The following is a 13,841-nucleotide window of genomic DNA, read 5'->3' on the forward strand; positions in this document are numbered from 1 at the left end:
TTTGACGCCATCCCCACCAGCGGGGATCGCGATGTATTCCAAGATGGGCAAGCCCGCTCGTGCTGCACAAGGCGCGGGCCAGGCCCGCGCGCCGCTCAGCTCTCGAGTACCCAGGTATCTTTCGTACCACCGCCCTGCGAAGAGTTCACCACCAGAGAACCTTCCTTGAGCGCGACACGCGTCAGCCCGCCCGGCACGAAGCGCACTTCCTTGCCCGACAAGACAAAGGGACGCAGGTCGATGTGACGCGGTGCGATGCCTTTTTCGACAAAAGTCGGGCATGCGGACAGCGACAAGGTCGGCTGGGCGATGTACTTTTCCGGCGCGGCAAGGATGCGCTTGCGGAAGTCTTCGATCTCTTCCTTGGTCGACGCCGGCCCGACCAGCATGCCGTAGCCGCCCGCGCCGTGCACTTCCTTGACCACCAGCTCGGGCAGATGCGCCAGGGTGTATTCGAGGTCTTCCTTCTTGCGCAACATGTAGGTCGGTACATTGTTGAGCAAGGGCTTTTCGCCCAGATAGAACTCGATCATGTCCGGCACATAGGGATAGATCGATTTGTCATCCGCCACGCCGGTGCCGATGGCATTCGCCAGGGTCACGCCGCCATCGCGATAGGCATCAAGCAGGCCCGGCACGCCGAGCATGGAATCGGGACGGAAGGCGAGCGGATCGAGGAAGTCGTCGTCGATGCGACGATAGATCACATCGACCTGTTTCGGACCTTGTGTGGTACGCATGAAGACGCGGCCTTCACGCACAAAGAGGTCACGGCCTTCGACCAGTTCGACGCCCATCTGCTGCGCCAGGAAGGCGTGCTCGAAGTAGGCGCTGTTGAAGGCTCCTGGGGTCAGCACGGCCACTGTGGGGCCGGAGACGCCCTTCTGGCCCAGCACGCGCAGGGTATCGAGCAGCAGGTCGGGATAATGCTCGACCGGCGCCACACGATACTTGGCAAACAGTTCGGGGAAGAGCCGCATCATCATCTTGCGGTCTTCGATCATGTAGGAGACGCCGGAAGGCACGCGCAGATTGTCTTCGAGCACGTAGTACTCGCCGGCCCCGGCACGCACCACATCGATCCCGGCAATCGCCGCGTAGATGTTGCCCGGCACATCGACTCCCTGCATCTCGCGCCGGTACTGGCCATTGCTCAGCACCTGCTCGCTCGGGATGCGCCCGGCCTTGAGGATTTCCTGATCGTGGTAGATGTCGTGGATGAAGGCATTCAGCGCCTGCACCCGCTGGCGCAGACCGGCCGCCATATCCACCCATTCCTGCGCCGGGATGATGCGCGGAATGACATCGAAGGGAATCAGGCGCTCGGTACCCTCGGCCTCGCCATACACGGCGAAGGTGATACCCACCCGGTGAAACAGCGCATCGGCCGCTTCACGCTTGTCGGCCAGCCTTTGCGGCGGGGTGCTTTGCAGCCAGTCAGCAAACTTGTTGTAGTGAGGACGGATCGTTCCTGCGCTGTCCGTCATCTCGTTGAAGAATTGCGCCACGGTCATGGATTAGCCTCATTGCATCCTTCAAACAGGTACTGAAGCATAAGCGAAACACATGCCATCGCATCATGCCCCCGCCCAAAAGCCTATTTTGCACCAGAGCCGAACACTTGCTCCAAAGCTGCGCTCTAGACTAGCACCATACCGGTGCAAACACACACGCACATAAGCTTCCTGCTCAGACCTTCAAAGATGCGCAGCGGGCGCGCTGCGTAACCGGATTCAGCCCTTCCAGGCGCATCCGGCCTGCATACTCCGCTCAGGCCGGGTGCCGCCCATCATGCTCCAGTACTGTGACGAGGATGCCTGCGCGCCGCTACCACCCAAGAGGCAGCATGCGCGCCGGCCGACGCACCACAAGCGCGCCTCAAGCGCGCAGATGCAATTCATCCGCCGCATAGCTCAGGGCCAGCGGCTCGATGACCACCTGCTTGGCGCCTGCTTCAACGCGCCCGGCCAGCCAGGCCTGCACACCCAGCGACTGGGCGATGCGCACAACTTCGGCGCCCTGCCCGGCCGCCACGTAAAAGGCGAAGCCGGCGCCCATATTGAGGCTGCCATAAGCTTCACGATCATCGATGCCGGCGTGCTGCTGGATGAAGGCGAGCACCGGCGGCACATCCGGCAGCGTATGGATGCGATAGGTGAAATTGCCGGCGTGACGCATGATCTTGCGCCAGCCGTGGCCAGTGATGTTGGCCGAGTAATGCGGCACGATGCCCGCAGCGAACAGCGCTTCGGTCACCGGCACGTAGAGCACGGTCGGATCAAGCAGGGCTTCGCCGTACAGACGGCCGTCCGAGAGCTTGCTCGCATAACCTTCCGGCAGACGATCGACCAGCTTACGCGCCAGGCTCACGCCATTGGCGTGGATGCCGCTGGAGGCCAGCAGCACGATTTCATCGCCATCGCCGAGCTTGTCGCCGAGGGTCAGGCGCTCGCGGCTGGGGATGATGCCGACCGAGGAGGCCGCCAGATCGATGCGGCCGGCTTCGACCACGCCCGCCAGCGCCGGCGTCTCGCCGCCGCCCCAGCTGACCTTGCAGACATCGCAGGCCTTTTGCCAGCCGCTGACCAGGTCGCGCATGCGCTGCTCGTCGGCAAACCAGTCGCTGCCGCCGGCCGACCAGTAGGCGTGCACCGACAGCGGCGTGGCGCCGACGGTGATCAGGTCATTGACCGCCATGGCGATGGTGTCCTGCGCAATCGAGTCGTAATGCGTCTTGCCGCTGATCGGGCGCACCGCGTCAGCCACCAGGGCCTTGGTGCCCAGGCATTCGGTGATCGAGGCGATCAGCAGATTGCCAATCTCCATGACGTAGGCCGATTCCCCGCGCGAGGCGGCAATTTCGCTGACGCCGTGGGCGGCAAGATTGCCCTGGGTACTGCGTGCCGCCTGCTGGGCCAGGATCTTGAGCGGGTCGATCTTGCTGTAGTCAACGCCGGCGGCGGTGTAGTCGAGGGGCTGGGATGTGGGAGCTTGCGACATGGAATGTCCGGTCAATGCAGAAAGGCGGCATTTTACCTGTTCGCGGCGGTCACGCCGCAGGCGCGGTAAGATTGCGGCCATCATGCGCTGTGCCAGAGCCTGGCCGACGCCGTCCAAACCGCCTGCCATTGCTACTTTTGCCCCTTGAAACAGCTCATTCTCGACGTCCGCCCCGATTTTCAACCGAGCCTCGCCAACTTCGTCCCCGGCGACAATGCGGCCCTGCTGGCTGCGCTGCAGGAGCAATGCAGCCGCGACGATGGCAGCCTGCTCTACCTGTGGGGCGAGAGCGGCAGCGGCCGCAGCCATCTTTTGCAGGCCGCTGCGGCCAGCGCCAGCGCCCGCCCGGTGGTCTATGCACAGCCGGCGCAGGGCATCGAATCGCCCGGGCCGCGCGGCCTGCTGCTGGTCGATGACCTGGCCCGCCATGACGAAGCCGCGCTGGCCGAGCTGTTCCGCCTGATGATCAATGCGCGCACCATGCAGCAGAGCTTCATCATCACCGGCGATGTGCCGCCCACCGTCCTCACCCTGCGTGCCGACGTGGCCAGCCGCGTGGCGCAAGGCCTGGCTTTTGAAATCCGCCCGCTCAGCGATGCGCAGAAAAAGACCACCTTGCTCGAACACGCCCGTGCGCGTGGCATGCAATTACCCGGCGAGCTGATCGACTACCTGCTGCGCCACAGCCGCCGCGACCTGCCCTGGCTGATGGCGGTGCTCGACGCGCTGGATGAAGCCAGCCTCAGCCTGGCGCGGCCGATCACCCTGCCCTTGCTGCGCGAAATCCTCAAAACTCCTTAAGAAGCCCAGAGCATGAACCTCGCCCTTTTTGATCTCGACAACACCCTGCTGGCCGGCGATTCCGACCACGCCTGGGGGGAATTCATCTGCGCGCGCGGCGCCGTCGACGCCCAGGCCTACCAGGCGCGCAACAATGCCTTCTACGAGCAGTACAAGGCAGGCACGCTGGACAACAATGCCTTCCTGGCCTTCGTGCTGGAGCCGCTGGCGCGCCTGACGCGTGGCGAACTCGATGCGCTGCACGCCGATTTCATGCGCGAAGTGATCAGCACCATGATTCTGCCGCAAGGCCAGGCGCTGATCCGCCAGCACCGCGAAGCCGGCGATCTGGTCGCCATCGTCACCGCCACCAATGCCTTCGTCACCGCGCCGATTGCCCGTGCGCTGGGCGTCGAACACCTGATCGCCACCATCCCGGCGCAGGAAGACGGCCGCTTTACCGGCGCGCCGCGTGGCACGCCGGCCTTCAAGGCCGGCAAGATCACCCGCGTCGAAGCCTGGCTGGAGTCGCTGGCGCTGAACCTGCACAGCTTCCCGCGCAGCTGGTTCTACAGTGATTCGCTCAACGACCTGCCCCTGCTCTCGCGGGTCAGCGATCCGGTGGCCGTCGATCCGGACCCGACCTTGCGCCAGCATGCCGAGCAAGCCGGCTGGCCAGTCATCAGCCTGCGCTGAAAAAGCGCTGCCGGCACGCCGTGTTCGCGTATTGTCGAAGCCTTCCAATCTCCTCGCACCCAAGCCACCTTGCCCGACACTACTGCGGAATCCCTGCTCCAGGCCCTCACCCACGCCCTGCATGCGCGCAGCGCGCTGATCGCACAGCTGCACGCCGAGCAGACCAATGCCTACCGTCTGTTTCACGGCAGCGTCGAGGGCGTGGCGGGCCTCTGCGTGGATCGCTACGGCGAGCTCCTGCTGGTGCAGAGCTTTCATCGCCCGCTGCCGGCGGCCTTGCTCGACACCTTGCGCGCGTTCTACGCGCAGGCGCTGCCCGGGCTGCAGCTGGTCTATAACGACCGCAGCCAGGCGCATTCACGGATCCGCAACACGCTCGATGCGGCCGAGCAGATCGCCGCCGCGCAAAGCCATGAAATCAGCGAGGGCGGCGTCAAATACCTGATCCAGGCGCGCCATGGCGGGCAGGACCCGTGGCTGTTCCTCGACCTGCGCGCTGCGCGCCGGCGCGTCATGCAGGAGGCCGCCGGCAAGCGCCTGCTCAACCTCTTCGCCTACACCTGTGGCGTCGGCGTGGCGGCCGCCTGTGCCGGCGCGGCACAAGTGCTCAATATCGATTTCGCCGAGGCCAGTCTGGCCGTCGGCAAGCAAAACGCCCAGCTCAACCGCCCGCCCATCGGCGTGCGCTTTCTCAAGAGCGACGCCTTCGCCGCGATGCGCCAGTTGAGCGGCATCGGCCAGCCGCAGATCGTGCGCGGCAAGCGCCTGCCGCCCTTCCCCAAACTCGACAAGCAAAGCTTCGACCTGGTCTTCCTCGATCCGCCGCGCTATGCCAAGAGCCCTTTCGGCGTGGTCGACCTGATCAATGACTACCCGGCCGTATTCAAACCGGCCCTGCTGTGCACCGCCGAAGGCGGCAGCCTGATCTGCAACAATAATGTGGCCGACGTCCGCCGCGACGCCTGGCTGGCGCAGCTCGAACGCAGCGCACTCAAAGCCGGCCGGCCGATTCGCGAGATCGAATGGATCCAGCCTGACAGCGACTTCCCATGCCGCGACGAACACGTACCGCTGAAGACCGTGCTGCTGCGGGTGTGAGCACGCCAGCCACGCGCCTGCAGAGCCTGCCGCCGCGCGCCCGCAGCGATGCGCGCCTGCTGATCCTCGGCAGCATGCCGGGCACCGCCTCGCTGCGTGCGCAGCGCTACTACGCCCATCCGCAGAACCAGTTCTGGCGCCTGCTCGGCGAGCTGCTCGGCTTTGACCCGGCGCTGCCCTATGAAGCACGCATCGACGCCATGCAGCAAGCCGGCATCGCGCTGTGGGACGTGCTGCACAGCTGCGAGCGGCCGGGCAGCCTGGATGCCGACATCGTCCGCGATTCACTGCAGGTGAATGATTTTGCAGGCTTCTTTGCCGCACACCCGCAGATCCAGCATGTCGGCTTCAATGGCGCAGCGGCCGAGCAGCTATTCATGCGCCATGTCGCGCCGCAGCTGGTGTTGCCACAGCCCTTGCGCTACCGTCGCCTGCCGTCGAGCAGCCCGGCCAATGCGGCGATCAGTGGTGCCGACAAGCTGCACAGCTGGCGCCAACTGATTGACGAAAGCCTAAAAACACCACGCTGAGCCAGCTTTGAGCATGCCGGCAGACGCTGAAGCCCGTATAATTCTTTGTTTTACAAGCAAGCAAACCCGGACCCTGCCTGAATGATCCGCAAATTGTTGCGCCGCGTTTTCAAGCGCGACCCAAGTAAATCCGCTGAACCGTCCCTGATTCCCGTTGCCCGGCATGGCATCCGTCGTGAGGATCTGACGCCGGCGGCGCGGCGTGTCTGCGCGACGCTGCAGGAAGCCGGCCACAAGGCCTATGTCGTCGGCGGCGCAGTGCGCGACCTGATCGCCGGCATCCCGCCCAAGGATTACGACGTCGCCACCAATGCCACGCCCGAGGAAGTGCGCGCGCTGTTCCGCCGCTCGCGCATCATCGGTCGTCGCTTCAAGATCGTGCACGTGATGGTCGGCAACGAGACCATCGAAGTCTCGACCTTCCGCGCCCTGCACGACGAAGACACGGTGACCGACGAGCACGGCCGCGTGCTGCATGACAATGTCTATGGCTCGCAGGCCGAAGACGCTGCACGCCGCGATTTCACGGTCAATGCGCTGTACTACGACCCGGCCGACGAGACGGTGATCGACTACCACGACGGCGTCGCCGACCTCAAGGACAAGACCCTGCGCATGATCGGCGACCCGGTGCAGCGCTATCGCGAAGACCCGGTGCGCATGCTGCGCGCCGTGCGTCTGGCGGCCAAGCTGGGCCTGTCGATCGAAGCGGCCACGCGCAAGCCGATCGGCGAGATCTCCGAACTGCTGGAAAACGTGCCCAGCGCACGCCTCTTCGACGAGATGCTCAAGCTGCTCACCAGCGGCTATGCTGTGGTCTGCCTCAAGCGCCTGCGCGAAGAGGGTTTGCACAAGGGCCTGCTGCCCTTGCTCGACGTGATCCTCAACCAGCCGATGGGCGAGAAATTCGTCTGGCTGTCGCTGGAGAACACCGACCAGCGCGTACGCGATGGCAAGCCGATCTCGGCCGGCTTCCTGTTCGCTACCCTGCTCTGGCACGAGGTGCTGGCCAACTGGAATACCCGCCGCGAAGCCGGCGAGCACAGCACGCCCGCGCTGATGGCGGCGATGAACGAAGTGCTCGAACAACAGGCCGAGAAGCTCGCCATCACGCGCCGCATCTCGGCCGACATCACCGAGATCTGGGCGCTGCAGCCGCGCTTTGAGCGCCGCTCGGGCAAGATGCCTTATCGCCTGCTCGAACAGCCGCGTTTCCGCGCCGGTTACGACTTCCTGCGCCTGCGCGCCGAGAGCGGCGAGATCCCGCTGGAGCTGCCGGAGTGGTGGGACAGCTTCGCCCACAGCCAGCCCGATGCGCGCGAAGCCATGCTGCAACCGGAGCGCGCCGATCCGGCGCGCAAGAAGCGCCGCCGCGTGCGCCGCAAACCCAAGGCCGAGGGCGCCGGCGAGGCGCCCGCCCAATCCACGAGCGAATAATGCTGCTGCCCACCGTCAGTGCCTGGATCGGTCTGGGCGCCAATATCGGCGCTGATCCGGCCGCCGCCGTCCGCGATGCGATGATCGCCATCGGCAAACTGCCGCACTGCCGGCTGCGCGCGCAATCCTCGCTCTACCGTTCGGCACCGGTCGGTTGCGATCCGCAGCCTGACTACATCAATGCCGTGGTACAGATCGACACCGCGCTGGGCCCGGCCCTGCTGCTCGAAACCCTGCTCGCGCTCGAAAAGAGCTTCGGCCGCGAACGCAGTTATACCAATGCGCCGCGCACGCTCGACCTCGATGTACTGCTGTTCGCTGATCGCAGCATCAACCAGGCCGGCCTGCAGATTCCCCACCCGCGCATGCACGAGCGCGCCTTCGTGCTGGCGCCGCTGGCCGAGATCGCGCCGGCGCTGGAAATCCCCGGCCTCGGCCGGGTCGACGCCCTGCTGGCCAAATTGCAAGACCAAGCCATCGAACGCCTGGGTGTGTAATGCCGAACTGGCTGACGACGACCCTGCTGCTGATCGCCTCGAATGTCTTCATGACCTTCGCCTGGTATGGCCACCTGAAGAACCTGCACAACAAACCCTGGATCGTCGCTGCACTGCTGAGCTGGGGCATTGCGCTGTTCGAATACCTGCTGCAGGTGCCGGCCAACCGCATCGGCGCGCAGAGCCTGTCGCTCGGTCAGCTGAAGATCCTGCAGGAAGTGATCACCCTGTCGGTCTTCGTGCCCTTCTCGATCTTCTACATGCAGCAGCCCTTCAAGCTTGACTACGTGTGGGCCGGACTCTGTATGCTGGGCGCCGTGTATTTCATGTTCCGCGCATAAGGCGCTGAACCAGGCTGCGCGGCGCGCACCCCATCTTTCATTCACAGCGGGATCAAGATGCTCGAAAAAGCACGCTACATCGTTGTTGAAGGCCCCATCGGCGCAGGCAAAACCACGCTGGCCAAGCGCCTGGCCGAGCGCACCGGCGCCAATCTGCTGCTCGAACAGCCGGAAATGAACCCCTTCCTCGGCCGCTTCTACCAGAACATGGAGCGCTGGGCGCTGCCGACACAGATCGAATTCCTCTACCAGCGCACCGACCTGCTGGCCCAGCTCGAACCGCTGCGCCGCGACGGCCAGCGAGTGATCAGCGACTTTCTGCTCGAAAAAGATCCGCTGTTCGCCGGCCTGACCCTCGCCGAAGACGAAGAACGCCTCTACCAGCGCCTCTACACCAGCTTCCACCAGCAGGCGCAGGCGCCGGATCTGGTGGTCTATCTGCAGGCCAAGCCGGAGACCCTGATCGAGCGTGTGCGCCGCCGTGGCATGGATGCCGAGCGACGCATCACCGAGCACTATCTGGCGCGGGTGACCGAGCGCTACGCGCAGTTCTTCCACCACTACGACCGCTCGCCGCTATTCATCGTCAATGCGGAACAACTCAATCCGGTCGAGATCGAAGAAGACTTCGAGCTGCTCTACAAACGCCTGTTTGCCATGCGCAGCTATCGCGAGTTCTTTGGCTACTCGCAATAAAACGCAATGCAAAGGAAGCCCGCATCTGGGCATGCTGGCACGCACAAATTGGCTTATCCTTTGCGCCCCAATTAAACCCTTCGCGCCGCAGGCGCGCTGAAGGGCTTTGCAAGCTCTCGGCAGGAGATTCAAGATGAGCGCCCAAGCAGACCTCAAGGCCCTGAGCCTGTTCGATTTCGGCAAGATGCGCGCCGCCGGCGAGAAGATCACCATGCTCACCTGCTATGACGCCAGCTTTGCCGCGCTGTGCGAGCAGGCCGGCGTTGACTCGCTGCTGATCGGCGACTCGCTGGGCAATGTGGTTCAGGGGCAGACCAGCACCCTGCCGGTGACGCTGGAGCACATGGCTTATCACACCGCCTGTGTGGCGCGCGGCTGCAAGCGCCCCTGGCTGATCGCCGACCTGCCCTTCGGCAGCTACCAGGAAAGCCCGCAGCAAGCCCTGCGCAGCGCGGCCGTGCTGATGGCCGCCGGCGCCCACATGGTCAAGCTCGAAGGCGGCGCCTACATGGCCGAGACGGTGCGCTTCCTGGTCGAACGCGGCATTCCGGTCTGCGCCCACATCGGCTTGACGCCGCAGGCGGTGTTCCAGCTCGGCGGCTATCGCATCCAGGGCAAGACCGAGGACAGCGCACAACAGTTGCTCAACGACGCCAGCGCGCTGGAACAAGCTGGCGCGGCGATGATCGTGCTTGAAATGGTGCCTGCCGCGCTGGCCAGCACGCTCAGTGCCGCGCGCAGCAGCATGGCCACCATCGGCATCGGCGCGGGCGCCGACACCCACGGCCAGGTGCTGGTGCTGCACGACATGCTGAATATCTATCCGGGCCGCAAGGCGCGCTTCGTGCGCAATTTCATGCACGGCGCCGAGAGCATCGAAGCAGCGCTGCGCAGTTATGTGCAGAGCGTCAAAAATGGCAGCTTCCCCGCCAGCGAGCACAGCTACTGATTCTGCAGCGCAGCGTAAATCAGCAAAAACAATAAATATCCCGATACGCATCTTGCGCTATTTCAGCGCTAAAAATCATGGCCTTGCCGATCTGCGACAGCGGATCGGCAGAATCTTCGCGCTTATAACTTTAGTTTAGCCCGCGCCTTTTTTTGCGACAAATCCGACAGAGTCGCCAACGCGCCAGGGAAAATAAAAAAGCTGCAAGATCAGCCACCTGCAAAACAAGAATGAGTCCCGCGTGATGAATTCACGCTTTGCACACTATCCTGATCAGATTCCGTGCATTATTTCCTTAACGGGACTTGACCCGGTTGAACGAAGCACGCATATTTCGCCCCGCGGGCAGCAATAAAAAATTCAATCTGTCCACATCGGGCCTGACTCAGCCAAACACCGGAAACACGGTGTGAGTCTGGAAAAGACCCGTTCAATAAAACAAATTAGGAGACACACATGTTTCGCAAGATTCTGATCGGCGCGGCGGTGACGCTCGCCGTCTCGGGCGCTCATGCAGCAACCGACTATCCCTCCGGCTACACCAAGTGTGCGCAAGTAGGCAGCACCTGCACCATGAGCGGCACCCACAAGGTCGCGCTGGGCAAGTCCGGCTCCTTCGTCTATGCCACGCTGACCGGCAGCTTCACCTGCAGCACCTCGCTGTTCCCGAGCAACAGCTTCACCTCCAGCGCCTGGTGTTCCTATGACCCGGCCAGCGCTTCGAGCTCCAGCAGCTCTTCGTCGAGCAGCAAGTCCTCGTCCAGCGCCGCAACCTCCAGCGCATCGAGCAGCAAGGCTTCGAGCTCGTCGAGCAGCACCTCGACGGCAGGCAGCGCGTCCTGCGTCGCCGGTGCAGTGCTCGATGGTGTGTCGGTCGATTGCGGCGGCAAGACCATCGGTACTTCCTGCCTGAGCGACACCGAAGGCCAGGCTGCCGTGATCTCGCTGCAGAACGGCGCCACCCTGTCGAACGTCCACATCAAGTCGGGCGCCGGCGGTCATGGCATCTCCTGCCTGGCAGGCAACTGCACGCTGAAGAACGTCACCTGGGATGAAGTCTGCGAACACGCTGCAGGCAACTACTCGGAAGGCGGCACTTTCTCGATCTACGACAGCACTGCGACGCAGATCCTCGACAACGCCTACGAGCATGGCAACAAGCCGGACAAATTCTTCCAGGACAATGCCTTCAACGCCAAGATGTACGTGCGCAACTTCACGGCCATCATGCAGGCTTCGACCCTGAGCAAGGATTCGCAAGGCAACTCGGTAACCACCTACACCAGTGCTGGCAAGATCCTGCGCACCTGCGGTGACTGCTCGTCCAACAAGGGTGGTCGTTCGCTGGATCTGGACGGCCTGACCGTCAAGCACGTGGATGCATCCGGCACGCGCGTCTCCGGCCCCGGCCTGGACAGCATCGTCGGCATCAACACCAAGTGGGACAGCAGCGTGCCGAGCGAATTCGCCATCTCGGACAAGGCCATCCTGCGCAACCTGACGATCCAGGACTACAAGCTGTCCAGCGACGGCGTGAAGAGCACGCCGAAGGTTTGCGTGACCTACACCGGCAGCCGCACGCACAATGGTTCAAGCAGCATCGGCCAAGAGTGGGGCACCACCGCCTGCGACGTGAAGACCAGCGACGTAAAGTCGTTCTGATCTGATCGCATCCCGCTGTAAATTGAGGCCCCCTCGCGAGAGGGGGCCTTTGTTTTGCCCGCCACACGCTTTTCTGCCGGAGCTTCTCAGACCATGCTGCGCCCAGTCCTGTTGATCAGCCTCTGCTTGTCCCTCTCCCTGTTATGCCCCAGTGCCTGGGCGGCGCCGGCACAGATCCTCAACAGCCCGCTCTACGCGCTGTGGCAGGACAAGGCCGACAAACATCTGCTGCTCGGCGGTGGCGATGGCACGCTATGGCATTCCAGTGACGGCGGCCGGCAGTGGACACAACAAGCCGACACCGGCGATTCGCGCATCCAGACTTTCGCCAGCCACGACGACCGCCTGGTCCTCGCCATTGCCGAGGATTACCTGTTGCGCTCCGACGATGCGGGCGAGCATTGGCAGCAGATCCGTCTCCCCGAAGGCGAACTGATCAGCAGCCTGCACTACCAGCGCCGCAGCCGCAGCTGGATCGCCGGCAGCAACCAGGGCATCCTGATCAGCCGCGATGCAGGGCAAAGCTGGCAGCCGGTGCTGCGCACGCCCGACAATATCCCGATCTACACGCTTGGCGAGACCGCACAAGGCACGCTGCTGGCCGGCGGCGCGGCCGGCTTGCTGCTCAGTTCGCGCGACGGCGAACACTGGCAGACGCTCAGCGCAATCAATCGCGCCAATCTGATCCACCTCGTCAACACGCCGGGCCAGGGCGGCACGCTGGCAATCTGGAACAATGGCGACTTCAGCCTGCTCTCGCCCGGCGGCAAGCTGCTGCGCAGCGGCAGCCTCGATACGCCCGATCCGATTTACTCCGCGCTCTACGACACGCGCCACCAGCAAATCCTGCTCGGCACGGCTGGCGGCGCCGTGCTGCGCTCGCGTGACCTGGGTCGTAGCTGGCTGCAGAGTCAGGTCGCCGAGCGCGCCTACCTCAATGCGCTCTACGTCGATGCCCAGCAAGGCGACATCTACACCGTCGGCGCACGCGCCATCATTGCCCGCTCGCGCGACGCCGGCCGCAGCTGGGATATCCTCAACGGCCCGCAATGGACCTCGCGCCTGAATGCGCTGCACGCCTCCAGCGACGGCAAGACCTTGCTCGCGGTAGGCAGCGGCGGGCTGATCCTGCGCAGCGAAGACCGCGGCCAGCACTGGCAGATGCAAAGGCCCGACATGTCGCGCTACATCAGCGATCTGGTCGCCCTGCCGGAACCTGGCGCGCTGCAGCTGATCGGCTTTGACGGCCTCGTCGCACGCTCCGCCAACGGCGGCCTGGACTGGCAGCTGAGCAACGCCGGACTGGCTTCGCCGGTGTCCTTGCAGGCGATGAATCTGGATCCGCACAGCGGCCGCCTGCTCGTCTGCGGCCCGGTCGGCAGCGTGCTGCGCAGTACCGATGGCGGCCTTAGCTGGCGCAGCCAGCAGCCGATTGCCGACGCCGGCGAAGGTTTCCTCAAACAATTGTCCAGCCTGGATCAGACCGTGCTGGCGCTGGGCAATCCGGGCCGCCTGATGCGCTCGCAGGACGACGGCCGCAGCTGGCAGGCCAGCCTGATCGCCAAGGACGAATCCAGCCTCAGCGCGGCCCTGGTCCTCAGCCCGCAGGTATTCCTGGTGGCGCAAAGCGATGGCAGCATCCTGCGCTCAAGCGATGCCGGCGATCACTGGCAGAGCGTGACGAAACTGCCCGGCAGCGTCAGCAGCTTGCAGCACGATGCGCGCAGCGGCCATGTCTGGGCGCTGGGTGCGGCAAACAGCGTGTTCCGTTCGAGCGATCAGGGCCAGAGCTGGACGACGATCCGCCTGCCCGAGCGCGGCCACATCGCCTACCTGCTGCGCAGCCCCGCCGGCAGCCTGCTCGGCTTTGGCGAACGCGGCAGCATCCTGCGCTCGACCGACGAAGGCGAGCACTGGCAGCAGACCGGTTTTGTCAGCGCTTCATCGCTGCGCAAACCGCTGCTCGATACGCAGAGCGGCGATATCTGGGTACCCGGCCGCGACGGCACCCTGTTGCGCTCCAGCGATGACGGCCAGCACTGGCAGGCGGTGGCCACGCATACCCGCGCCCACCTCAACCGCGTCGCGCTGGATCAAGCCTCGCGCAGTCTGATCATCAGCGGCGAACGCCTGATCCGCCTGCCGCTGCCATAGC

At 64.2% G+C, this 13,841-nt stretch carries 13 protein-coding genes; 11 read left to right on the forward strand and 2 right to left on the reverse strand.

What is annotated here, in order from left to right; all coding sequences use genetic code 11:
- Positions 1–95 precede the first annotated feature (95 nt).
- Both ABDB84_RS04390 and ABDB84_RS04395 read right to left on the reverse strand, forming a co-directional pair.
- The gene (locus ABDB84_RS04390) at positions 96–1,514 is read right to left on the reverse strand and encodes a circularly permuted type 2 ATP-grasp protein (RefSeq protein WP_345918473.1); all 1,419 of its coding nucleotides are present in this window, start codon (positions 1,512–1,514) and stop codon (positions 96–98) included.
- A 364-nt stretch (positions 1,515–1,878) separates the two neighbouring features.
- Positions 1,879–3,000 carry an AIR synthase related protein gene (locus tag ABDB84_RS04395; RefSeq protein ID WP_345918474.1) on the reverse strand — a complete coding sequence of 374 codons (1,122 nt, stop codon included), beginning with the start codon at positions 2,998–3,000 and terminating at the stop codon, positions 1,879–1,881.
- 144 nt (positions 3,001–3,144) lie between these two features.
- Between ABDB84_RS04395 and ABDB84_RS04400 the strand changes: the two genes are divergently transcribed.
- The 11 genes from ABDB84_RS04400 to ABDB84_RS04450 all read left to right on the forward strand — a co-directional run bounded on the left by ABDB84_RS04400 (position 3,145) and on the right by ABDB84_RS04450 (position 13,840).
- The gene (locus ABDB84_RS04400) at positions 3,145–3,801 is read left to right on the forward strand and encodes an HdaA/DnaA family protein (protein WP_345918475.1); all 657 of its coding nucleotides are present in this window, start codon (positions 3,145–3,147) and stop codon (positions 3,799–3,801) included.
- A gap of 12 nt (positions 3,802–3,813) precedes the next feature.
- Entirely contained in the window at positions 3,814–4,476 is a 663-nt protein-coding gene (locus ABDB84_RS04405; protein WP_345918476.1) for a histidinol-phosphatase, read from the forward strand.
- 69 nt (positions 4,477–4,545) lie between these two features.
- The gene (locus ABDB84_RS04410) at positions 4,546–5,574 is read left to right on the forward strand and encodes a class I SAM-dependent rRNA methyltransferase (RefSeq protein WP_345918477.1); all 1,029 of its coding nucleotides are present in this window, start codon (positions 4,546–4,548) and stop codon (positions 5,572–5,574) included.
- Complete coding sequence (locus ABDB84_RS04415) at positions 5,526–6,104, forward strand: DNA-deoxyinosine glycosylase (protein ID WP_345918478.1); 579 nt, start codon at positions 5,526–5,528, stop codon at positions 6,102–6,104. The genes ABDB84_RS04410 and ABDB84_RS04415 overlap by 49 nt, the downstream gene beginning before the upstream one ends.
- Positions 6,105–6,185: 81 nt before the next feature.
- Positions 6,186–7,541, forward strand: coding sequence for a polynucleotide adenylyltransferase PcnB (gene pcnB / locus ABDB84_RS04420; protein ID WP_345918479.1), 1,356 nt, complete (start codon positions 6,186–6,188; stop codon positions 7,539–7,541).
- The gene (folK, locus tag ABDB84_RS04425) at positions 7,541–8,038 is read left to right on the forward strand and encodes a 2-amino-4-hydroxy-6-hydroxymethyldihydropteridine diphosphokinase (RefSeq protein WP_345918480.1); all 498 of its coding nucleotides are present in this window, start codon (positions 7,541–7,543) and stop codon (positions 8,036–8,038) included. The genes pcnB and folK overlap by 1 nt, the downstream gene beginning before the upstream one ends.
- Positions 8,038–8,379 (forward strand): DMT family protein, encoded by a 342-nt coding sequence (locus tag ABDB84_RS04430; protein ID WP_345918481.1) that lies wholly within the window; start codon positions 8,038–8,040, stop codon positions 8,377–8,379. Before folK ends, ABDB84_RS04430 begins: the two co-directional genes overlap by 1 nt.
- Before the next feature lie 57 nt (positions 8,380–8,436).
- Positions 8,437–9,075 carry a deoxynucleoside kinase gene (locus ABDB84_RS04435; protein ID WP_345918482.1) on the forward strand — a complete coding sequence of 213 codons (639 nt, stop codon included), beginning with the start codon at positions 8,437–8,439 and terminating at the stop codon, positions 9,073–9,075.
- Between the two features lie 133 nt (positions 9,076–9,208).
- A complete protein-coding gene (gene panB, locus ABDB84_RS04440) occupies positions 9,209–10,024 on the forward strand; it encodes a 3-methyl-2-oxobutanoate hydroxymethyltransferase (RefSeq protein WP_345918483.1) in 816 nt (271 codons plus the stop codon).
- A gap of 456 nt (positions 10,025–10,480) precedes the next feature.
- Entirely contained in the window at positions 10,481–11,686 is a 1,206-nt protein-coding gene (locus tag ABDB84_RS04445; RefSeq protein WP_345918484.1) for a pectate lyase, read from the forward strand.
- Between the two features lie 93 nt (positions 11,687–11,779).
- Positions 11,780–13,840 (forward strand): WD40/YVTN/BNR-like repeat-containing protein, encoded by a 2,061-nt coding sequence (locus ABDB84_RS04450; RefSeq protein WP_345918485.1) that lies wholly within the window; start codon positions 11,780–11,782, stop codon positions 13,838–13,840.
- Position 13,841 lies beyond the last annotated feature (1 nt).

This window comes from Uliginosibacterium sediminicola (genome assembly GCF_039631295.1).
Classification (GTDB): domain Bacteria; phylum Pseudomonadota; class Gammaproteobacteria; order Burkholderiales; family Rhodocyclaceae; genus Viridibacterium; species Viridibacterium sediminicola.

Bases quoted from the DNA above. Each gene is read 5' to 3' on its own strand.
- ABDB84_RS04395 (WP_345918474.1), bottom strand. From the start codon at position 3,000: ATGTCGCAAGCTCCCACATCCCAGCCCCTCGACTACACCGCCGCCGGC.
- ABDB84_RS04435 (WP_345918482.1), top strand. From the start codon at position 8,437: ATGCTCGAAAAAGCACGCTACATCGTTGTTGAAGGCCCCATCGGCGCA.
- folK (WP_345918480.1), top strand. From the start codon at position 7,541: ATGCTGCTGCCCACCGTCAGTGCCTGGATCGGTCTGGGCGCCAATATC.
- ABDB84_RS04405 (WP_345918476.1), top strand. From the start codon at position 3,814: ATGAACCTCGCCCTTTTTGATCTCGACAACACCCTGCTGGCCGGCGAT.
- ABDB84_RS04445 (WP_345918484.1), top strand. From the start codon at position 10,481: ATGTTTCGCAAGATTCTGATCGGCGCGGCGGTGACGCTCGCCGTCTCG.
- ABDB84_RS04450 (WP_345918485.1), top strand. From the start codon at position 11,780: ATGCTGCGCCCAGTCCTGTTGATCAGCCTCTGCTTGTCCCTCTCCCTG.
- pcnB (WP_345918479.1), top strand. From the start codon at position 6,186: ATGATCCGCAAATTGTTGCGCCGCGTTTTCAAGCGCGACCCAAGTAAA.
- ABDB84_RS04430 (WP_345918481.1), top strand. From the start codon at position 8,038: ATGCCGAACTGGCTGACGACGACCCTGCTGCTGATCGCCTCGAATGTC.
- ABDB84_RS04390 (WP_345918473.1), bottom strand. From the start codon at position 1,514: ATGACCGTGGCGCAATTCTTCAACGAGATGACGGACAGCGCAGGAACG.
- ABDB84_RS04415 (WP_345918478.1), top strand. From the start codon at position 5,526: ATGCCGCGACGAACACGTACCGCTGAAGACCGTGCTGCTGCGGGTGTG.
- panB (WP_345918483.1), top strand. From the start codon at position 9,209: ATGAGCGCCCAAGCAGACCTCAAGGCCCTGAGCCTGTTCGATTTCGGC.